The organism is Methylobacterium sp. Leaf104 (genome assembly GCF_001422885.1).
GTDB lineage: Bacteria > Pseudomonadota > Alphaproteobacteria > Rhizobiales > Beijerinckiaceae > Methylobacterium.
Window position 1 is genome coordinate 26,103 of record NZ_LMMZ01000005.1, and the last position, 20,614, is coordinate 46,716.

The following is a 20,614-nucleotide window of genomic DNA, read 5'->3' on the forward strand; positions in this document are numbered from 1 at the left end:
TCTCGGCATCACGAGAAGTCTCACCGCCGGAGCGGCAACGGGGCAGGGTCGGTCACGTCAGGTAGCGGCGCAGCAGGTGCGCCACATCGACGATGACGAAGCCGGGTTCCCCATCCGGTCCGGCGCCGGGCGGGGCATAGCCCGAAACCGCCTCGGTGCTCAAACCGGCCTCGCCGAAGGTCGGGGCCTCCGCCGCCTCGGCGATCTCGGCGACCCCGAGGACGCGGTCGACGGCGAGCGCCACCGGAACTGCGCCCCCGCGCAGCAGGACCACGTGGCCCTCGCCGCTCGCCGCCTGGGTGCCGCGTCCGAGGGCGCGCCCCAGGGCGATCAGGCTGACGACGCGGCCGGAGATGGCGATGACGCCGAGGATCGCCGGCGGCGCCCCGGGTAGGGGAGTCACGGGCCGCGCCGGCAGCACCTGCGCGACCTGGGTGAGGGCGAGGGCGAAGCGGTCGTCGCCGCAGGCACAGACGAGGACGGCGCGGGTCGGCGTCCCCGCCTCGGCCGTCGCGAGTCGGCGCCGGGCGAGCAGGCGGGAGCGCTCGGCGCGCAGGGCCTGCAGGCGGGCGGCGGGGGCTTCGGCCCGGGTCTGCGTCACGGCCCTTCTCCTGTCACGCCGGCACGGGCAAGGGCGGCGCTGCGCGCGAGCTCGTGCGGACCGAGCCCATCCCCCTCGGCCACCACCGCATCGGGGGCCAGGGCTTGGGCCAGACGGATGGCGTTGTCGAGGGCCCGCGCCGCGTCCGAGCGCCGGCCGAGGCCGATCATCAGCAGACCGAGCTGGTAATGCGCCATCACGAAGGCGCGGTCGAGGTAGAGCGCGCCGCGCCAGGCGCGCTCGGCCTCCGCCTCCCGTCCGAGGCTGTGAGCGAGGAGGCCCTCGTAGTAGTGCAGGACAGGATCGGTCGGTGCCGCCTGGATCGCCCCCCGCACCGCCCGCCAGGCCTCCGCGGTCTCGCCGGCATCGGCCAGCAGCCGGATCCGCTCCAGATCGCCCGGCGTCCCGTCGGCCTCCGGCTCGATCGGTATCCCGGCCCCGGACGGTCCGACCTCTGCCGGAACCGGCACCGCGATGGCGGGCGCGAAGGCGGGACCGGGAGACGGCTCGGGGTCGGGCATCGGCGCCGGCACCCAGGGCGCCGGCGAGACGACGGTCGGAACCGCGCCGCGCGGGCGATAGGCGACGGTCCCGGGCAGGTTCACGGGCTCCAGCATCGCCGCGATGGCGGGATTCGGTTCCGCATGGCCGATGAGGAGCCAGCCCTCGCGGGTCAGGCGTCGGCCAAGCCCACGGACGATGCCGAGGACGATTTCGGTCTCGAAGTAGATGAGCACGTTGCGGCAGAGGATGAGGTCGAATTCGGCCATGGGCGGGGCGGCGCGGACATCGAGGAGGTCCATCAGGTTGCGTCGCTCGAAGCGCACCATCCGGCGGAATTCCGGACGCAGGGCGTAGGTGCCGTCGCGGCCCGGCCCCGCGACCGCCGGACCCGGCACGAAGTAGCGCAGGCGCTCGCCGGGGGGCAGGGTGCGCAGGGCCCAGCGGCCGTAGATTCCCGCCCGCGCGGTCTCGAGGGCGGCGGTGCTGATGTCGGTGCCGAGGATCGAGACGCGCCACTCGGGCAGGGCAGACCCGAGGAGCTCGTGCAGCAGGATGGCGATCGAGTAGGGCTCGGCTCCCGTGGAGCAGCCGGCGCTCCAGACCCGGAGGGTGCGCTCGGCCGCACGGGCAGCGAGCAGCGCGGGCAGGATGGTGCTGCGCAGGGCCGCGAACTGCTCCGCGTAGCGAAAGAAGAACGTCTCGCTGATGGTGATCTCGGCCTCGAGCGCCGCCCATTCCGGGCCGCCGGTCAGGCGGTCGTCGAGGCAGGCGGCATACGCCGTCGAATCCGCGACCCCGAGTGCCCGGAAGCGCTTGCGCAAGCGGTCGAACAGCAGGTCGTCCTTGTCGGCATAATAGTGGTGGCCGGTGCGCGCGATGATCCGGGCCTTGAGGGCGGGGAAGCCCGGATCGACCTCCGGGCCGGAGCGCGGCGGACGCGTCATGGGCGCGGCATGCCGGGTCGCGACCGGGTCAGGCGGCCGTCAGCGCGGAGAGGCGCTCGGCCGCCGCATCGGCCAGGGCCGACAGGCGCGCCTGCTCCTCCGCCGTCAGGAGGCGGGACATACCGAGCACGTGGACCAATCCGTCCGCGCGCGCGATCTCGGCGACCACGCAGCCGTTGAGCGTGCACTCCGCCACGATCGGGCGGAGCGCCGCGTCCTCGACCGTGATCAGGTCCTCGACGCGGTCGACCAGGAAACCGGTGCCCCGTGGCGCATCGAGGAGGATGTGCCGGTAGGCATCCTCCGCTGCGCCGCGCGCAGCGTCGGTGCGCAGACCGAGGAGCCGGGCGAGGTCGACCACAGGCACGGGGGTGCCGCCGAGATTGAGGAAGCCCGCCAAGGGCCCGCCCCCAGCCGGCGGCAGGTGCAGATCCGGGAGCGGCAGCACCTCGCTCACCGACGTCCGCGCGAGCGCGCAGGGGACGCCCGCCACGTCCAGGAGAAGGAAAGCGCTGGTCTCGGACAGGGGCGAATATCCTCGTGGGCGGGACGGAACCGGACGCGATCCGAGCGCGGACCTCGGCCTTGATAGGACGGCGATGCGCGAGGGGGCAAACACGAATCCGTGGTCTCGCTCCGGACTCCGCACTCGCGAAGCCGCTCGATCGCCCCTAGACTCTTCCGCGCCGGCGCTCGCCGCACCGTCCCGTCCCAGGAGCCTTCGCATGTCCCGACACGCCCATGCCGCCCGTGCCGCTCTCCTGACCGTCCTCCTGGCGGGTCCCGGGGTGGCGGCGGCCGATACGCCCGGCGCGGACTGGCTGACCCCGGCTCAGACGAAGCAGGCCCTGACGCGTGCCGGCTACAGCGAGATCACCAAGCTCGAAGCCGATGACGGGCACTGGGACGGCGAGGGGATCAAGGACGGGCGGCGCATGCGGTTCGATGCGGATCCGAAGACCGGCGCCATCCTGGGCGAAGTTCCGGTCGAGTAGGTCGGCCTCCGTCCGACGCCCGTTATCCCGGACCGCATGACGCCGGAACCGGCAAGATCGTGCGTCCCGGCGTTGACCGGTGTCTCGGCCTCCGGTATGACACCCCACACGATTTTTCGATTCGCTCTCTCGGGCGGACGAACGAGGCAGACGAAGACGCGATGCGTGCCATCCTTATCGTAACGAAAGCGCCACCGACGGGGCGGACCTGACAACAGGGTCCGCGATCCGAATGGTGGCGCATGCAGGGTCCCTCGGGACCCTTTTTTATTGCCGCGACGCGCCGGACGACACGAGCAGCACAGACAGTTTCAAGGAGCAGGACGATGGGCGGCGAGGTCATGACCGGGGCCGAAATGGTCATCCGGGCGTTTCAGGATCAGGGTGTCGACACGCTGTTCGGGTATCCCGGCGGCGCGGTACTGCCGATCTACGACGCGCTCTTCCACCAGGAGACCCTGAAGCACATCCTCGTGCGCCACGAGCAGGGCGCCGTCCACGCGGCGGAGGGCTATGCCCGCTCGTCCGGCAAGGTCGGCTGCGTGCTCGTCACCTCGGGTCCGGGTGCCACCAACATCATCACGGGTCTCACCGACGCGCTGCTCGACTCCATCCCGCTGGTCTGCATCACCGGTCAGGTTCCGACGCACCTGATCGGCACGGACGCCTTCCAGGAATGCGACACGGTCGGCATCACGCGCCACTGCACGAAGCACAACTACCTGGTCAAATCGATCGACGACCTGCCGCGCATCCTGCACGAGGCGTTCTACGTCGCCGCCAACGGCCGCCCCGGCCCGGTCGTCATCGACCTGCCGAAGGACATCCAGTTCGCGTCCGGCGTCTACGAGCGCCCGACCCAGAACGGCCACAAGACCTACAAGCCGGCCTTCAAGGGCGATGCAGGTCAGATCCAGGCCGCCATCGAGCTGATGGCGTCGGCCCGCCGACCGATCCTCTACACCGGCGGCGGCGTCATCAATGCCGGCCCGCACGCCTCGGCCCTGCTGCGCCGGCTCGCCGCCGAAACGGGCTTTCCCGTCACCTCGACCTTGATGGGTCTCGGCGCCTTCCCGGCGTCCGACGACCAGTTCCTCGGCATGCTCGGCATGCACGGGACCTACGAGGCCAACCTAGCGATGCATGATTGCGACGTCATGGTCTGCATCGGCGCGCGCTTCGATGACCGCATCACCGGCCGCCTCGACGCCTTCGCGCCGTTCTCGAAGAAGATCCACGTCGACATCGATGCCTCGTCGATCAACAAGGTCGTCAAGGTCGATGTCGGGATCGTCGGCGATTGCGGCTCGGTGCTGGAGGACATGCTCGCCGCCTGGAAGGCGCTGCCGCGCCAGCCGGACAAGGCCCGCCTGGAGGATTGGTGGACGAAGGTCCGCACCTGGAAGGCGCGCGACTGCCTCGCCTACTGGCCGTCGGGTACGATCATCAAGCCGCAATACGCCGTGCAGCGCCTCTACGAGGCCTGCAAGGATCGGGAGACCTACGTCACCACCGAGGTCGGCCAGCACCAGATGTGGGCGGCGCAGTACTTCAAGTTCGACGAGCCGAACCGCTGGATGACCTCCGGCGGCCTCGGCACCATGGGCTATGGCCTGCCGGCGGCCATCGGTACCCAGCTCGCCCACCCGGACGGCCTCGTCATCGACATCGCCGGCGAGGCCTCGATCCTGATGAACATGCAGGAGCTGTCCACGGCCGTGCAGTACCGCCTACCGGTCAAGATCTTCATCCTGAACAACGAGTACATGGGCATGGTGCGCCAGTGGCAGGAGCTCCTGCACGGCTCGCGCTACTCGCAGAGCTACTCCGAGAGCCTGCCGGACTTCGTCAAGCTGGCCGAGGCCTACGGCGCCAAGGGCATCCGCTGCGAGAAGCCGGGCGACCTCGACGCGGCGATCGCCGAGATGCTCGACTATGACGGCCCGGTCGTCTTCGATTGCGTCGTCGACAAGAAGGAGAATTGCTTCCCGATGATCCCGTCGGGCAAGGCGCATAACGAGATGCTGCTGTCCGACTACCTCGGCGAGACCGGGGTCGAGCTCGGCGACGTCATCTCCGCAGAGGGCAAGATGCTGGTCTGAGCCTCCGGACCCATCCTGACGCACTCGGACCGGGCGCCGCCGCACCCGGTCTCATCCGATCGGCCCGGCCGGGCCGCACACGACACGCCATCGCAAGACGCTAGATCCGGGGCACGCCATGAACGCCATGAACACGCACTATCCCGATGCCGGCCGGGTCGAGCCGATCAACCGGCACACCCTGGCGGTCATCGTCGACAACGAGCCCGGCGTGCTCGCCCGGATCTCGGGCATGTTCTCGGGCCGGGGCTACAACATCGAGAGCCTGACGGTGTCGGAGACCGAGGTGGCGCGCCACCTCTCCCGCATCACCATCGTCACCGCCGGCACCGACGCGGTGATCCAGCAGATCAAGGCGCAGCTCGACCGGCTGGTGCCCGTGCACCGGGTCGTCGACCTCACCCTCCAGGGCAAGGCCCTCGAGCGCGAGCTCTGCCTGGTCAAGGTGGCGGGCACCGGCGAGCACCGCACCGAATCGCTGACCCTCGCGGCCGCCTTCGGCGCCAAGACCCTGGACGCGACGCTGAACTCCTTCGTGTTCGAGGTCACCGGCACCACCGAGGAGATCGACCGCTTCATCGGCCTGATGACGGTGATCGGCCTCGTGGAGATCTCCCGCACCGGCATCGCCGCGATGGGGCGCGGCGCCGAGCCGATGTAGCTTCGGCGCACCTGCGCGTGATGCGCCGCCCTTCTGGTGGAGGATCGCGCGTCGGAAGCCAGGCTGACGCGATCCGCGCACGATTTTGTTCTTCGGACTCTCGGCGGGCTCGGATCGCAGTGCGGCTTCAGGATCGGGCAATCCATCGAAGTCGAGTGCCTCGGAATCAGGAGCGATCCATCGCCTGGCAGGAGCGCACGCTCCGCATCCTGGATCATAGGCCGGACGAGATGCTCGCGAACGTCCAGCACAGGCCCGCTGCCCTACTTGGCCTCGACGCCGATTGAAGCGACCTGGAAGGACCTTCATGACCACGCTCTACTACGCCCCCGGCGCCTGCTCGCTCGCCTCCCACATCGCCCTGGAGGAGACGGGGGCGCCTTACGAGACCGTGCGCCTCGACCTCGCCAAGGGCGACCAGCGGGCGCCTGCCTACCTCGCCGTCAACGAGCGCGGCCGCGTGCCGGCGTTGGTGGAGGGAGAGTGGGTTCTCACCGAGAACACCGCGATCCTGCGCCACATCGCCCGCACGCATCCCGGGGCCGGCCTCTGGCCGGAGGCGCCGCGCGACCAGGCCCGGGTGGACGAATGGCTCGGCTGGCTCTCCACCGGCCACCACATCGCCTACGCACATATCCGCCGGGCCGAGCGCTACACGGGTGACGAGTCCGCTGTCCCAGGCATCCAGGCCAAGGGGGTGGAGACCTGCGGCGACCTGTTCACGATGACGGAGGTCAAGCTCTGCAACGGCGGCTGGGCCGTCGGCGAAGCCTACAGCGTCGCCGATCCCTACCTGCTGCTGTTCTGGATCTGGGGCCGCGGACCGGCGCTGGGCTTCGACATGGCCGAGCGCTTTCCCGCCTGGACGGCGCATGCCCGCGCCATGGCCGCGCGCCCCGCCGTCCAGGCGGTCTTCGCCCGCGAAGGCCTCAGACTGCCCGGTTGAGATTGGGCGAGGCCCCTTGCCCGCACGGCCGAATCGGCTTAGGGAGCCGCGTACCGTACGGTACGGTACTGGCACCCTCGAAGCATGACCCCGAGTTCGGCACTCCCTGACGAGACGGTGCACGACGCGCCCTCGGCCCGCCAGCAGGCGGTGCTCGATGCAGTGCTCGCCCTCCTCGTCGAGGAAGGCGACCAGCTCACCATGGATGCGGTGGCGCGCCGCGCGAGTTGCTCGAAGGAGACTCTCTACAAGTGGTTCGGGGACCGGGACGGTCTCCTCACCGCCACGGTGCGCTGGCAGGCCTCGCGGGTCCATGCGGGGCGCGACGCCGGGAGCGCCCTCGACGCGGCCACCCTGCGCGACCGCCTGCTCGATTTCGCGGTGACCTGGCTCGACGTCATCGCGGGCCGCACCTCGGTGGTGCTCAACCGCATCGCCATCGCGCATGCCGGCTCGCGCAAGAGCAACCTCGGTGGCATCGTGCTGGCGAACGGGCGGCTCGCCATCGGCGGGCGGGTCAAGCCCGTGCTCGAGGCGGGACGCGCGGCCGGGTTCCTGACCTTCGAGGACAGCGAGACGGCCTTCCGGACCTTCCTGGGTCTGGTCGGGCGCGACATCCAGATCAGACTTCTTCTCGGCGACGCCCTCGACCTCGACGCCGCCGAGATCCGACGCGACGCGGCCCGTGCCGTCGATCAGTTCCTGGCCCTCTACGGCCAGGCCCGACCCTGACACCCCACGAGAAGAGGAACCAACCCATGCGGGTCTATTACGATCGCGACGCCGACCTCAACCTGATCAAGGGCAAGAAGGTCGTCATCGTCGGCTACGGCAGCCAGGGCCATGCCCACGCGCTGAATCTGCGCGACTCGGGCGTCAAGGGCATCGTCATCGCGCTCCGCGAGGGCTCGGCCACCGCCAAGAAGGCGGAGCATGAGGGCTTCACGGTGATGAACGTCGCCGACGCCGCCAAGCAGGCCGACGTCGTCATGATGCTCACCCCCGACGAACTCCAGGGCGACATCTACAAGGAGTCGCTGGAGCCGAACATGAAGCAGGGCGCCGCCCTCCTGTTCGCCCACGGCCTCAACGTGCACTTCAACCTCATCGAGCCCCGCAAGGATCTCGACGTGCTCATGGTCGCCCCGAAGGGTCCCGGCCACACCGTGCGCGGCGAGTACCTCAAGGGCGGCGGCGTGCCGACCCTGATCGCCATCGCCCAGGACGCCTCGGGCAACGCCCACGACCTCGGCCTGTCCTACGCCTCGGCCAATGGCGGCGGCCGCGCCGGCATCATCGAGACCACCTTCAAGGAGGAGTGCGAGACGGACCTCTTCGGCGAGCAGGCCGTGCTCTGCGGCGGCCTCGTCGAGCTGATCAAGGCCGGCTTCGAGACCCTGGTCGAGGCGGGCTACGCCCCCGAGATGGCTTATTTCGAGTGCCTGCACGAGGTGAAGCTCATCGTCGACCTCATCTACGAGGGCGGCATCGCCAACATGAACTACTCGATCTCGAACACCGCCGAGTACGGCGAGTACGTCACCGGCCCGCGCATCGTCACGCCGGAGACCAAGGCCGAGATGAAGCGCGTCCTCAACGACATCCAGTCGGGCATCTTCACTCGCAACTGGATGCTGGAGAACAAGGTCGGCCAGACCTCGTTCAAGGCCACCCGCGCCAAGCTCGCCGCCCACCCGATCGAGGAAGTCGGCGCCAAGCTGCGCGGCATGATGCCGTGGATCTCCGAGAAGGCCCTCGTCGACAAGTCCAAGAACTGATCTTTTCCAAGACCTGTTTCTTCGAAGGCGCGGTCGGGCTTGGCTCGGCTGCGCGTCTTGGATGAAGCCGGCGCCGCGCAATCGGCGCCGGCTTTTTCACGGCCGTGCGAACCGTCTCTCTCCGGCGGGGGCGGACACCTTGCCGAGCGGGGCGAGGGAAGCATCGTCTCCGGTCGGGGATTCCCCAGCCGACCTCCTTTGCGGACCCCATTCTCCCGCGGAGGGGCTGAAGGATCCGCACCGCTGTTGTGCTCGGGCGGGTTTCCCGCGATCATCCCGCGCAACGGTCGCCCAGACGAGAGCAGCCGAAACGCGGAGGACCCCCATGGCATCGCTCTACTACGACGCGCATCGCGCGCTGCAGGAAGAGTTCAAGACCGTCAAGCTCGCCGAGCGCCTGGATACGGGCTGGGTGCAGGACGGGATCGGCGAGACCGAAGCCGCCTTCATCGGCAGCCGGGACATGTTCTTCCTTTCCACCGTCGACCCCGACGGCATGCCCACCGTCTCCTACAAGGGCGGAAGCCCGGGATTCGTGAAGGTGATCGACGGCAACACGCTGGTGTTCCCCGGCTTCGACGGCAACGGCATGTGGTATTCGATGGGCAACATCGAGGGCCAGTCCAAGGTCGGCCTGCTGTTCATCGACTTCGAGACCCCGCACCGGGTCCGCGTCCAGGGCCATGCCCGGATGCTGCGCGACGATCCCCTGTTGGCCGAGTACACGGAAGCCAAGTACCTCGTCCGCGTCGAGGTCACGAAGGCCTGGGTCAACTGCCCGCGCTACATCCACAAGTACCAGAAGGTGGCGCAGAACCGATACGTCCCGACTCCCGAGAAGGAGACGCCGCTCGCCCTCTGGAAGCGCCTCGACATGGTCGCGGACGTCATCCCCGAGGAGGACAAGGCCCGCGTGGCAAAGGAGGGCAAGATCGAGCTGCCCGAGTACGAGGCTCGGGTGGCGCGCGGCGAGAGCTGAAACAGCGAGCCCGCCCTCTCTTCGTCGGGGGAGAGGGCGGGCTACCTCAGACCATCCGCAGGCGCGGCCCGCGCCGGACGAAGCCGACGATGTCCTTGACGGCGTCCAGGGTCGGGGCCGCGATGGCCTCGGCGCGCTCGGCGCCGTCGGCGAGCACCGCGTCGATCTCGGCCGGGTCGGACACGAGGCGCTTCATCTCGGCGCCGAGCGGCGCCAGGGTCTCGACGGCGAGTTCCACCAGCGCGCCCTTGAAGGCCGAGAACTGCGCGCCGCCGTAATCGCGCAGCACATCCTCCCGGGAGACGTCCTTCAGGGCCGCGAAGATGCCCACCAGGTTGTCGGCCTCGGGGCGACCGGCGAGGCCGGCCACCTCGGAGGGGAGGGCGTCCGGGTCGGTCTTGGCTTTCCGCACCTTGGCGGCGATCGCATCGGCGTCGTCCGTGAGGTTGATGCGCGAATTGTCGGAGGCGTCCGACTTCGACATCTTCTTGGTGCCGTCGCGCAGGCTCATGACCCGGGCGGCCGGACCGCCGATCAGCGGCTCGGTGACGGGGAAGAAGCCTTCCCCGGCATCGTGTCCATGCGCCGCGATGGAATCCGAAAAATCGTTGTTGAACTTCTGGGCGATGTCGCGGGTCAGTTCGAGGTGCTGCTTCTGGTCCTCGCCCACGGGCACGTGGGTGGCGCGGTAGGCCAGGATGTCGGCCGCCATCAGCACCGGATAGGCGTAGAGCCCGATCGAGGCGTTCTCCCGGTCCTTGCCGGCCTTGTCCTTGAACTGGGTCATGCGGTTGAGCCAGCCCAGCCGCGCCACGCAGTTGAAGATCCAGGCGAGTTCGGCGTGCTGGGGCACCTGGCTCTGGTTGAAGACGATCGATCGCTTCGGATCGATGCCGGCCGCGAGGAAGGCGGCGGTGACTTCGCGGATCTGGCCCTTCAGCGCGGCCGGGTCCTGCCACAGGGTGATCGCGTGCATGTCGACGACGCAGTACAGGCACTGCGCATCGCGTGCCTGCATCTCGACGAAGCGCTTGATGGCGCCGAGATAGTTGCCGAGATGCAGGTTCCCGGTCGGCTGTACGCCCGAGAACACCAGTTCCTTGAACGCGGTCATCGCGGCGGGGTCCTCGTGCGGATTGGGGTGAGGCGGCCGCCGGCAAGACCGGCACGGCCGAGCGCCGGTTTCTGAACGCCGCGCCGGAACCGGTCAAGGCTGATCGGTCCAGGCGAGGCGCCGATCACGCCGACCCCGTCACGGCTCGCGGATCGCCCCGCCGGCGCCCATGCGGGCCTGTCCTTCGGGGCAGAGGTCGAGGAGGACGCAGCGCCCGCAGGCGGGATTGCGGTGGTGGCAGACCTTCTGCCCGTGCAGCATCAGCACTTCGTGGTTGTCGTAGAGGGCCTGCGCGCTCCAGTCGGCGGGCAGTTGCGCGCGCAGGATCGGGTGCGACGGCCCGACATCGACGCGGGGCCCGATGAGCCCGGTGCGCTGGGCCACCCGGTGGTGGTGGCTGTCCACGGGCAGGGCCGGCATCCGCAGGACGCTGAAGGAGAGCACCGCCGCGCTGGTCTTCGGACCGACCCCGGGAATCGCCTCGAGCCAGGCCCGGGCCTCCTCCACCGCCATGTCCTCCAGGAAGTCGAGGGTGAGCGCGCCGTGACGGGCCTGCACGGCGGAGAGGATCGCCTGGAGCCGTGGCGCCTTCAGCTCGGGCCAGGTCACCCCGGCGATCGTCGCCTCGATCTCGGAGACGGGCGCGGCCAGCATCCGCGCCCAGTCGGGGTAGCGCGCCCGCAGGGCCTTGAAGGCCCGGCCGGATTCGGCGTTGCGGGTCCGATGGGACAGGAGTGAGGACACGAGCTCGCTCAACGGGTCGAGGCTATGGAAGTACGGGATCGGGCAGCCGTAGACCGGACAGAGGCGCGCGTGGATCGCCAGCGCCTTGTCGGTCAGGGCCGGGTCGACCGCAGCCGCTGCGGGCTTTGCGGAGCGGGTCCGGCGGGGGCGGGGGCCGGCGAGGTCGTGCCCTGATGCGATCGGCATGCTGGAGGAATCCAGCCCGAGTCTCCGTGGTTCCCGACGGCCATGCCGGTGCTGACGGATCTGGCAAAGCGTAACGTGCCAGCCGGGTAGAGCGCCTTGCATGATGCAGTGCAATGTGAAACCCTGAACCGGTCATCAAAGACGATACGGGAGAGCCCAGGTCGAGCGTTTCACACGCAGAAGCCTTGAACCATGGCGCCGACGGAGCAACCACCCCCGGAAACTCTCAGGCACAATCACCGTACCGTTGGACAATCTGGAGAGAGGCGCCTGACGGCGTCCACCGAAGGAGAAATCCCGAACCGCATTCGCGGTTGGGGAGAAGCTCTCAGGTAACCGCGACAGATGGGGGCAGCCGGAAACGCTCATTCGCGCTTCCGGAGGCTTTGTGTCGTGGAGAGATCCGATGTCCCCTGATGTGGCCCGCACCCCCCTGCATGCCCTGCACCTCCGCCATGGCGGCCGGATGGTTCCGTTCGCGGGCTACGCCATGCCGGTGCAGTACCCGGCCGGCCTGCTCAAGGAGCACCTGCACACACGGGCCCAGGCCGGCCTGTTCGACGTCTCACACATGGGCCAGATCCGGCTCACCCCGCGCTCGGGCGACCTCGACGATGCCGCGCGCGCCCTGGAGACCCTGCTTCCCATCGACGTGCTCGGCCTGAAGCCGGGCCGACAGCGCTACGGACTCCTGCTCGACGGCTCGGGCGGCATCCGCGACGATCTCATGGTCGCCCATTGCGGCGACAGCCTGTTCCTCGTGGTCAACGCCGCCAACAAGGCGGCCGACGAGGCCTACCTCCGAGCGCACCTGTCGGACATCTGCGAGGTGACCGTGCTGGCCCGAGCCCTCGTCGCCCTGCAGGGGCCGGGTGCGGAGGAGGTCCTCGCCCGTCTGGCACCGGAGGTGGCCGAGATGCGCTTCATGGACGTGCGGATGCTCGGCCTCCTCGGCACATCCGCCATCGTCACCCGCTCCGGCTATACCGGCGAGGACGGCTTCGAGATCTCCGTCCCCGAGGACAGGGCCGAGGCCCTGGCCGAAGCGCTGCTGTCCGATCCGGCCGTGCTGCCGATCGGGCTCGGCGCCCGCGACTCCCTGCGCCTCGAAGCGGGCCTGTGCCTGCACGGCAACGACATCGATCCCGGCACCGACCCTGTGGAGGCCGGCCTGTCCTGGGCCATTCCGAAGGTGCGCCGACGCGGCGGCGCCCGGGCCGGCGGCTTTCCCGGCGCCGGGCGCATCCTCGACGCCCTGGAGGCCGGCCCGGCCCGCAGGCGCGTCGGCTTGGCCCCCGACGGACCCACGCCCGTGCGGGCGGGCGCGCCGCTCTTCGCCGACGAGACCGGCGCGGCGGTCGGCCAAGTGACCTCCGGCGGTTTCGGGCCGAGCCTGCAGGCGCCGATCGCCATGGGCTACCTGCCGGCCGCGCTCGCCGCCCCCGGCACCCGCGTCTTCGCCGAGGTGCGCGGCAAGCGCCTCGCCGTCACGGTGGCGGGCCTGCCTTTCGTGCCGGCGGGCTTCAAGCGGACCTGATCCGGCCCGTTCCATCACCCCGACCTTGCCATCAACCAGGAGAGAGCGATGCGGAAGTTCACGGACGAGCACGAGTGGCTGGACTGCGCCGGCGACGTCGCCACGGTGGGCATCACCACCCATGCGGCCGAGCAACTCGGCGACCTCGTCTTCATCGAGCTGCCGAAGGTCGGCGCCAAGCTGACCAAGGGCGAGGCCGCGGCCGTGGTCGAGTCGGTGAAGGCGGCCTCCGACGTCTACGCGCCGGTCTCCGGCGAGGTGACCGAGGTCAACGAGGCGGCGGTGGCCGACCCGTCCAGCGTCGGCGCCGACCCGCAGGGCGCCGGCTGGCTCTATCGCATCCGCCTCGACGATCCGGCCAGCCTCGACGGGCTGATGGACGAGGCCGCCTACGCCGAGTTCGCGAAGTAACGCGCGGACCCCAAACCCTCCCCCTACCGATCTCGCGTGCGCAAGTCGGGCAGGCCCGACTTGCGGTGGGGAGAGGGACGCGCACGAGGCGCATTTGAATTCATCCCTCCCGACGAGGCCCTCATGCCCCACGACCGCTACGACCCCTACGATTTCGCCAACCGCCGCCATATCGGCCCGACGACGCAGGAAATCGACGCGATGCTGGGCGTCGTGGGCGCCGAGAGCCTCCACACCCTGATGGACGAGACCCTGCCGGCCGACATCCGCCAGGAGGAGCGCCTCGATTTCGGGGTCGCCATGACCGAGCGCCGGGTGATCGAGCACATGCGCGGCATCGCCGACAAGAACCGGCTCCTCGTCTCGCTGATCGGGCAGGGCTACCACGGCACCACCATGCCGCCGGTGATCCAGCGCAACATCTTCGAGAACCCGGCCTGGTACACCGCCTACTCGCCCTACCAGCCCGAGATCAGCCAGGGCCGCCTCGAGGCGCTCCTGAACTTCCAGACCCTGGTCTGCGACCTGACCGGGCTCGACATCGCCAATGCCTCGCTCCTCGACGAGGCCACCGCCGCCGCGGAGGCCATGGGCATGGCCCAGCGGATCTGTGCCAATGGAAGGACCAGCTTCTTCGTCGATGCCGAGTGCCTGCCCCAGACCATCGCGGTGCTGCGCACCCGCGCCGCGCCGCTGGGCTGGACCATCGTGGTCGGCGATCCGGCCAGCGACCTCGACCCCGCCCAGGTCTTCGGCGCGATCTTCCAGTATCCCGGCGTCTGCGGCGGCATCCGCGACCTGACCCGGCCCATCGCCGACCTGCACGCGGCCGGTGCCGTCGCGGTCGTGGCGGCCGACCCCCTGGCCCTGACGCTCCTGACCTCGCCGGGCGAGATGGGCGCCGACATCGCCGTGGGCTCGATGCAGCGCTACGGCGTGCCGATGGGCTATGGCGGCCCGCACGCGGCCTACATGGCCACCCGCGACGCGCACAAGCGCACCCTGCCGGGGCGGCTCGTCGGGGTCTCGGTGGATGCCCGCGGCAACCGGGCCTACCGCCTGGCGCTCCAGACCCGCGAGCAGCACATCCGCCGCGAGAAGGCGACGTCGAACATCTGCACCGCGCAGGTGCTGCTCGCCGTCATCGCCGGGATGTATGCGGTGTTCCACGGCCCGCGCGGGCTCAAGGCCATCGCCGCCCGGGTCCACCGCGACGCCGTGCGCCTCGCCGGCGGCCTGGAAGCCCTCGGGTTCACGGTGGAGCCGGAGCACTTCTTCGACACGATCACCGTACGGGTCGGCGCCTTCCAGGGCCTGATCCTCGGACAGGCGGTGGCCAACGGCGTCAACCTGCGCAAGGTCGGCGCGGACCGCATCGGCATCACGGTGGACGAGCGCACCCGCCCCGACATCCTCCAGGCCGTCTGGCGCGCCTTCGGGGCCACGGACCCGGCCTGTGACGAGGCCTGGCCCGAGACCCGCCTGCCCGCCGGGCTGGTGCGGACCTCGCCCTACCTGACGCACCCGATCTTCCACATGAACCGGGCCGAGAGCGAGATGACGCGCTACATGCGCCGCCTCGCCGACCGGGACCTGGCTCTCGACCGGGCGATGATCCCGCTCGGCTCCTGCACGATGAAGCTCAACGCCACCGCCGAGATGCTGCCGATCTCCTGGCCGGAATTCGCCGAGATCCACCCCTTCGTGCCGGTGGATCAGGCGGAAGGGTATCAGGTCCTCATCGGCGATCTGTCCGAGAAGCTCTGCGCCATCACCGGCTACGACGCGATCTCGATGCAGCCGAATTCCGGCGCGCAGGGGGAGTACGCGGGGCTGCTGGCCATCCGCGCCTACCACCTGTCGCGGGGCGACGCGCACCGGACCGTCTGCCTGATCCCGTCCTCGGCCCACGGCACCAACCCGGCCTCGGCGCAGATGTGCGGCATGAGCGTGGTGGTCGTCGGCGCGGATGCGCAGGGCAACGTCGATCTCGACGATTTTCGCCGGAAGGCCGAGCAGCATTCCGACAAGCTCGCCGCCTGCATGATCACCTACCCGTCGACCCACGGGGTGTTCGAGGTCCAGGTCCGCGCGATCTGCGACATCGTCCACGGCCATGGCGGGCAGGTCTACCTCGACGGGGCCAACCTCAACGCCCTGGTGGGCCTCGCCCGACCCGGCGACATCGGCGCCGATGTCAGCCACCTCAACCTGCACAAGACCTTCTGCATCCCGCATGGCGGCGGCGGCCCCGGCATGGGTCCGATCGGCGTCAAGGCGCACCTGATCCCGTTCCTGCCCTCCGACCCGCGCAACGGAGAGGAGGGCGCGGTCTCGGCCGCCCCCTACGGCTCGGCCTCGATCCTGCCGATCTCCTGGAGCTACTGCCTGCTCATGGGCGGTCGCGGCCTGACCCAGGCAACCCGGATCGCCATCCTCAACGCCAACTATATCGCGTCCCGCCTGAAGGGCGCCTACCCGGTGCTGTATTCCGGTGCCAACGGCCGGGTGGCGCACGAGTGCATCGTTGACGTGCGGCCCTTCCAGAAGAGCGCCGGCGTCAGCGTCGACGACATCGCCAAGCGCCTGATCGATTGCGGCTTCCACCCGCCGACCATGTCCTGGCCGGTGGCCGGCACCCTGATGATCGAACCCACCGAATCCGAGACCAAGGGCGAGATCGACCGCTTCTGCGACGCCATGCTGGCGATCCGCGAGGAGATCCGCGCGATCGAGGAGGGGCGGATGGACAAGGCGAACAATCCCCTCAAGCACGCCCCCCACACGGTGCGCGATCTCGTCGGGACCTGGGAACGCCCCTATTCGCGCGAGGCGGCGTGCTTCCCCTCCGGAAGCCTAGGGATGGACAAGTACTGGCCCCCGATCAACCGGGTCGACAACGCCTATGGCGACCGCAACCTCGTCTGCGCCTGCCCGCCCGTGGAGTCCTACAGCGAGGCGGCAGAGTAGCGCCCGTCCGTCGAACGCTCCCGTCCCACCCCGGGGCGGGAGCGCCGACCCGTCCTAGACACGGTCGGGCAGCGTGATGGTTACCATCTTCCCGGTCAGAGGATCAAAGATCGTCACTGTCATGACAGCCTCCGCTGAAACAGCCGAGCGCCGAACCTTCCGCTCGATTGTGGCTGCAACTTGACCTTAGGGTTATCCACAAGCATCGAGCCTGTTGATCACCGGGGAATACATTCCATCCGCGCAGCGAAACCCGTCTCCCGACCACCGGCATCGAAGGTCGGGAAACGCGCGGATGCGCGGACCACGCGACGTCGTCACCGGTGAACGCGATTTTCCGATCCGGGAGCGCACCCGGCCGACGACGCCGCGGGGAAGCCAAGCCAAGCCGGGTCCGGGCGATCGGATCACCCGGTGGGGCGCCGAGACGTGGAGCCTTGCGATTGCGGGAGTTAAGCGACGCCGGGGGTGGCCGGGACGACCTTGGCGACCGCGATGGTGCCGTCATCGAGGGTGAGAAAGCGGATGCCGCCCAGCCGGAACGTCTCGACCACGAGTCGATAGCTCCGCCGGGTCACGTCCTGCGGTTCCACTTCGACGCGCTTGATCGTCGAGATGGACAGACCGCTCTTCAGGGCCAGGTCGGACATCGACCAGTTGAGCAAGGCCCGCGCGGCCCGCAGGTGGTCGGCCGTCAGACCGTCGGCCTCGGCATCGCTCTCCGTCGGAACCATCTCCGTCGGCACCACATTCGGCCTGCCGAGCTTCTCGCAGAGCGTCGAGAACACGACCTGTCCGAGGCGCTTCTGGAGTTCGTCCTCGAGGCCGGGGGGAACGACGTCGACGGCCGGCATTCGGGTCCCGATCGGGCCCGCGGCGGCGTCCTTGGCATACGCCTGCGGCGCGACGAGTTCGCGCCGATTCAGATTCTCGAGCCAAGCGAGGGTGGGTTCAGTATACGGCATCTGGCGACACGTGCGGCTTGACCATCGACGGAGAGCTCACAACGCACATCATAGGCTTGGGCAGCAGATACAACCGGGATCGCGAAAGCACATCGACACGCCCTTCGCCCAAACCCCGAAGTACTCTGGCTACCACCATCGGAAAGTCAACAGCGTCCTACTTCGGTTATAGTATGGCCGATTAAGGTAAGTGTCAAGTTTTCGCGATATCGATACGAACCTGCGCAATCTTGACAAGCATGATCGTACCGTTGACGGACTCACGCCGGGCGGCCGTTATTCCGGCGCGTCTCGGTGGGCGTGCGGCCATAGAGGCGGCGGTACCTCTGCGCAAAGTCGCCCATGTGCACGAAACCCCAGTGGCGCGCGATGTCGGCGATGGACAGGGGCTCCGTGGTGGACGAGACCAGATCCGCGTGGGCCCGCGCCAGGCGCCGTTCGATGATGAACTGGACCGGCGTGCATCCGATCTCCCGCCGGAACTTGTCCTGGAGCGAGCGGACGCTGATCTCGGCAGCCGCCGCGATATCGGCCAAGGTCAGGGCCTGCGACAGATTTGCCTCGATGTAATCCAGTGCCGCCCGGAGGCTGCGGGAGGAAATGTCCATGGCACTGGACGGGACCGATGCGACGCGCCTCGGCCAGGCCGACAGCAGCTGGTAGCTCAGGACCTCTTGGATAAGGGGGAAGATCAGGTCGTCGTGCCTGTCGGCTTCCTCGATTCGATGCTGGGCCTGCCGCAGCGTGAGGAACAGGGACCGTATGCCGGGCGCCGCCACGTCGGCGACGGGAGCGAGCTGGGCCAAGTCGGGCTCGCGGCCGCCCGTGAGGGCCGCTTGCGCGGCGATCAGGACATCGACCCCAAAGGTTCCGCTGACCGCACTGAAGGCGCTCGAGGCTTCAGTCTCGCGCAGATCGTCGAAATTGACGAGCGTCGCATGCGTCGGCATCCCCTCGACCGCCCCGCTCCGGCGCCGATAGACGATGTGCCCGGCCGTCACGAACCGGATCGAGAGCAGGCGGGCATCGTATTTCGGCTTGGTGACGAACCCGCTGGCGGAGTGCGTCCGCCACAGGCTCAGGGGCTCGCTGTGGAAGCCGGTGAGCGTGATTTCGGGCGTGGTCGAGTGCTGCGTGTCGAAATTGACCGCGATGCCCCCGTGATCGTTGAATCGCTGAAGCTGACGCGGCGAGGCGATCGTCGCGGAGAAATGTATCCGAGGAAGCCGGACGATCGGCTCGGGATGCGGATGACCCGCCATCGTGCGCACCTGAAATCCTGTCGATCGCCGAGATGTCGCGCGGCGCTCTCATGTCAGGACGAGGAATCAAGACTTGCCTGCACGTAAGGACAGCACCTCCTGCACACGCAAGCTATTTTCCTACGATACGTTGATGATTTGCGACCAGGCTCTCGCCCGCATCTGTGGAGGAGCCGGATGGAACACAGACTCTAGGTTGGCTTTCTCCTCTTTTAGTTGTAGGCGCAGGACGAAAGGTGGACCGGCGCCCCGATAGCGCCCGCAGCCGGCCGGCAGGGCCGTCGCGCGTGACGGATTTTACGGACGGGGTCGACGATGCCGGGACTGCGCTACACGATCCTTCCGACCCCGATCGGTCCGCTGGTCCTCGCCGGGACGGATGGGGCGCTGGCCCGCATCGGCTTTCCCGTTGGGCGGGGTGCGGTGACGCCGGCCCCGGACTGGCAGCGCGACGACCGCGCCTTCGCACAGGCTCGCGCCCAGCTCGCTGCCTATTTCGATGGGCGCCTCACCCGCTTCGATCTCGCCCTCGCACCACGAGGGACGCCGTTTCAGCACTTGGTCTGGCAGGCGCTCGCCGAGATCCCACCGGGCGAGACGATCAGCTACGGCGAACTCGCTCGCCGGATCGGGCGCCCGAGCGCCAGCCGGGCCGTGGGTGCGGCCAACGGCGCCAACCCACTGCCCATCGTGGTGCCGTGCCACAGGGTCATCGGCGCCGGCGGAGCCCTGACCGGGTTTGCTGGCGGCCTCGAGACGAAGCGCTTCCTGCTGGAACTGGAACGGCGCCAGGGCGCCGGGCCATCCGCGCAGGCCCGTCTGCTCTGAGGAGACCGTCGCATCCTGGCGCCTTTCGGAGGCGCGGCGAAACTATCGCCTTCCTCCAGATTTCGCAGGCATTTGCGTATCGATACAACGTCGAACCAGCGGCAAAAATCTGACGCTTGGTACCCGCTGCCGGGGCCGATTTCGACCCGGACTTGCCATTCGTAACCCGTCCAGCGTCGCGCGAAAGCGATCGCTGACCCCGACCACCCTCGCGGACGCATCCCACCAACAGACCGATTGCCGTTGGTCGCAACAGCAGGTTAGACCGCTTCCAAACGAAAACCGTCGATCCGTAGGCTTTGAAGAGATGAGGGCTTCCAGTTGCCTAAAGCAGGATCACGAGAGCGGACGCCGGTCTCCCACGAGCGGGCTTCGGGAGCGATACGCTCCGCGATCAAGACCTCGCGGGGAGGAAGGCCGACGAAAGATCAAAGTGCGGAACTCGCGTCGCGCATCCTGGATGTCGCTTCAAATTTATTCGCGACGCAGGGCTTTGCGGCAACCTCGATGGAACAGGTCGCCGCCGCATGTGGAGCTGGCAAGGATACGGTCTATCGACGTTATCCGACAAAATCCGCCCTTTTTTCAGCCCTGATGGCGCGCCTGCATGCAACGCTGATCCCCGAACTTGATCAAGCCGTGAGCACCGACGGGACTGCTATGGAAAAGCTGCGCTCATACGCGCGCGTCATCCTGGACATCAATCTGCGCCCGGAGTTCCTGGCGCTCAACCGTGTCGCCCTCGGTGAGGCAATGGCATTCGGTGCAATCAAGCCCATTCCGACCCGGGAAGATCCGGTGATGGAACGTTTTGCCATCCTCGTCAAAAATGCGCAGGCTGCGGGTCATCTCGTCGGCGATGAGGCTTTCTTTCTCGCGGATCAGTTGCTCTACGCGACCTCGATCAAGCCATTGATCGCGGCGATGCTCGGCGATGACCGATACCGAGAGATGTGTGCACGGGAGGAATACTTCACAGCAGCCTGGACTTTTTTCCTGGCTGGAGCAGCCCCTCGGCAAGTGAGCTTGATGCCAGACCCGACTGGTGGCGAGGCGACAGCGAACTCCAGAACCGAGGGTTGAATTG

The 20,614-nt window shown here is 68.6% G+C and carries 19 protein-coding genes and 1 riboswitch; of the genes, 12 read left to right on the forward strand and 7 right to left on the reverse strand.

The window, feature by feature from the left end:
- Positions 1–52: 52 nt before the first annotated feature.
- The 3 genes from ASF49_RS06630 to ASF49_RS06640 are packed head-to-tail and all read right to left on the reverse strand — an operon-like array spanning position 53 to position 2,575.
- Positions 53–601 carry a chemotaxis protein CheW gene (locus tag ASF49_RS06630; RefSeq protein ID WP_056469626.1) on the reverse strand — a complete coding sequence of 183 codons (549 nt, stop codon included), beginning with the start codon at positions 599–601 and terminating at the stop codon, positions 53–55.
- Positions 598–2,049 carry a CheR family methyltransferase gene (locus ASF49_RS06635; protein WP_056469628.1) on the reverse strand — a complete coding sequence of 484 codons (1,452 nt, stop codon included), beginning with the start codon at positions 2,047–2,049 and terminating at the stop codon, positions 598–600. The genes ASF49_RS06630 and ASF49_RS06635 overlap by 4 nt, the downstream gene beginning before the upstream one ends.
- A 28-nt stretch (positions 2,050–2,077) precedes the next feature.
- On the reverse strand, positions 2,078–2,575 hold the full coding sequence (locus tag ASF49_RS06640; RefSeq protein ID WP_056470049.1) for a chemotaxis protein CheW: 498 nt from the start codon (positions 2,573–2,575) through the stop codon (positions 2,078–2,080).
- Between the two features lie 199 nt (positions 2,576–2,774).
- Here ASF49_RS06640 and ASF49_RS06645 point away from each other — a divergent pair, with 199 nt between their 5' ends.
- The 7 genes from ASF49_RS06645 to ASF49_RS06675 all read left to right on the forward strand — a co-directional run bounded on the left by ASF49_RS06645 (position 2,775) and on the right by ASF49_RS06675 (position 9,510).
- The gene (locus ASF49_RS06645) at positions 2,775–3,044 is read left to right on the forward strand and encodes a PepSY domain-containing protein (protein ID WP_056469631.1); all 270 of its coding nucleotides are present in this window, start codon (positions 2,775–2,777) and stop codon (positions 3,042–3,044) included.
- A gap of 326 nt (positions 3,045–3,370) precedes the next feature.
- A complete protein-coding gene (locus tag ASF49_RS06650; RefSeq protein ID WP_056469633.1) occupies positions 3,371–5,146 on the forward strand; it encodes an acetolactate synthase 3 large subunit in 1,776 nt (591 codons plus the stop codon).
- A 118-nt stretch (positions 5,147–5,264) separates the two neighbouring features.
- Positions 5,265–5,807 (forward strand): acetolactate synthase small subunit, encoded by a 543-nt coding sequence (ilvN, locus tag ASF49_RS06655; RefSeq protein ID WP_056183565.1) that lies wholly within the window; start codon positions 5,265–5,267, stop codon positions 5,805–5,807.
- A gap of 307 nt (positions 5,808–6,114) precedes the next feature.
- Positions 6,115–6,753 carry a glutathione S-transferase family protein gene (locus tag ASF49_RS06660; RefSeq protein WP_056469636.1) on the forward strand — a complete coding sequence of 213 codons (639 nt, stop codon included), beginning with the start codon at positions 6,115–6,117 and terminating at the stop codon, positions 6,751–6,753.
- 84 nt (positions 6,754–6,837) lie between these two features.
- Positions 6,838–7,485, forward strand: a complete 648-nt coding sequence (locus tag ASF49_RS06665; protein WP_056469638.1) for a TetR/AcrR family transcriptional regulator — start codon at positions 6,838–6,840, stop codon at positions 7,483–7,485.
- Positions 7,486–7,511: 26 nt separating this feature from the next.
- Positions 7,512–8,531, forward strand: coding sequence for a ketol-acid reductoisomerase (ilvC, locus tag ASF49_RS06670; RefSeq protein WP_056469640.1), 1,020 nt, complete (start codon positions 7,512–7,514; stop codon positions 8,529–8,531).
- A 325-nt stretch (positions 8,532–8,856) separates the two neighbouring features.
- The gene (locus tag ASF49_RS06675; RefSeq protein ID WP_056469645.1) at positions 8,857–9,510 is read left to right on the forward strand and encodes a pyridoxamine 5'-phosphate oxidase family protein; all 654 of its coding nucleotides are present in this window, start codon (positions 8,857–8,859) and stop codon (positions 9,508–9,510) included.
- 46 nt (positions 9,511–9,556) lie between these two features.
- Here ASF49_RS06675 and trpS read toward each other — a convergent pair whose 3' ends face one another.
- Together trpS and ASF49_RS06685 are read right to left on the reverse strand one after the other, a co-directional pair.
- Complete coding sequence (trpS, locus tag ASF49_RS06680) at positions 9,557–10,624, reverse strand: tryptophan--tRNA ligase (protein ID WP_056469647.1); 1,068 nt, start codon at positions 10,622–10,624, stop codon at positions 9,557–9,559.
- Between the two features lie 138 nt (positions 10,625–10,762).
- Positions 10,763–11,554: an endonuclease III domain-containing protein gene (locus ASF49_RS06685; protein WP_056469650.1), complete on the reverse strand. Its 792-nt coding sequence runs from the start codon at positions 11,552–11,554 to the stop codon at positions 10,763–10,765.
- A gap of 246 nt (positions 11,555–11,800) precedes the next feature.
- Positions 11,801–11,909: riboswitch (glycine riboswitch) on the forward strand.
- A 51-nt stretch (positions 11,910–11,960) separates the two neighbouring features.
- On the opposite strand from ASF49_RS06685, the gene gcvT reads away from it, so the two are divergent.
- The 3 genes from gcvT to gcvP all read left to right on the forward strand — a co-directional run bounded on the left by gcvT (position 11,961) and on the right by gcvP (position 16,472).
- A complete protein-coding gene (gcvT, locus tag ASF49_RS06690) occupies positions 11,961–13,091 on the forward strand; it encodes a glycine cleavage system aminomethyltransferase GcvT (protein WP_056469660.1) in 1,131 nt (376 codons plus the stop codon).
- Between the two features lie 48 nt (positions 13,092–13,139).
- The gene (gcvH, locus tag ASF49_RS06695) at positions 13,140–13,502 is read left to right on the forward strand and encodes a glycine cleavage system protein GcvH (RefSeq protein ID WP_056469663.1); all 363 of its coding nucleotides are present in this window, start codon (positions 13,140–13,142) and stop codon (positions 13,500–13,502) included.
- Positions 13,503–13,625: 123 nt separating this feature from the next.
- Positions 13,626–16,472: an aminomethyl-transferring glycine dehydrogenase gene (gcvP, locus tag ASF49_RS06700; protein ID WP_056469665.1), complete on the forward strand. Its 2,847-nt coding sequence runs from the start codon at positions 13,626–13,628 to the stop codon at positions 16,470–16,472.
- A gap of 452 nt (positions 16,473–16,924) precedes the next feature.
- Here the strand turns inward: gcvP and ASF49_RS06705 are convergent, their stop codons facing one another.
- On the reverse strand, positions 16,925–17,437 hold the full coding sequence (locus tag ASF49_RS06705; protein WP_056469666.1) for a helix-turn-helix domain-containing protein: 513 nt from the start codon (positions 17,435–17,437) through the stop codon (positions 16,925–16,927).
- 260 nt (positions 17,438–17,697) lie between these two features.
- Positions 17,698–18,699: an AraC family transcriptional regulator gene (locus ASF49_RS06710; protein ID WP_056469673.1), complete on the reverse strand. Its 1,002-nt coding sequence runs from the start codon at positions 18,697–18,699 to the stop codon at positions 17,698–17,700.
- Between the two features lie 315 nt (positions 18,700–19,014).
- On the opposite strand from ASF49_RS06710, the gene ASF49_RS06715 reads away from it, so the two are divergent.
- Both ASF49_RS06715 and ASF49_RS06720 read left to right on the forward strand, forming a co-directional pair.
- Positions 19,015–19,527, forward strand: a complete 513-nt coding sequence (locus ASF49_RS06715; RefSeq protein WP_056469675.1) for a methylated-DNA--[protein]-cysteine S-methyltransferase — start codon at positions 19,015–19,017, stop codon at positions 19,525–19,527.
- 321 nt (positions 19,528–19,848) lie between these two features.
- Complete coding sequence (locus tag ASF49_RS06720) at positions 19,849–20,610, forward strand: TetR/AcrR family transcriptional regulator (RefSeq protein WP_272481495.1); 762 nt, start codon at positions 19,849–19,851, stop codon at positions 20,608–20,610.
- Positions 20,611–20,614: the final 4 nt, after the last annotated feature.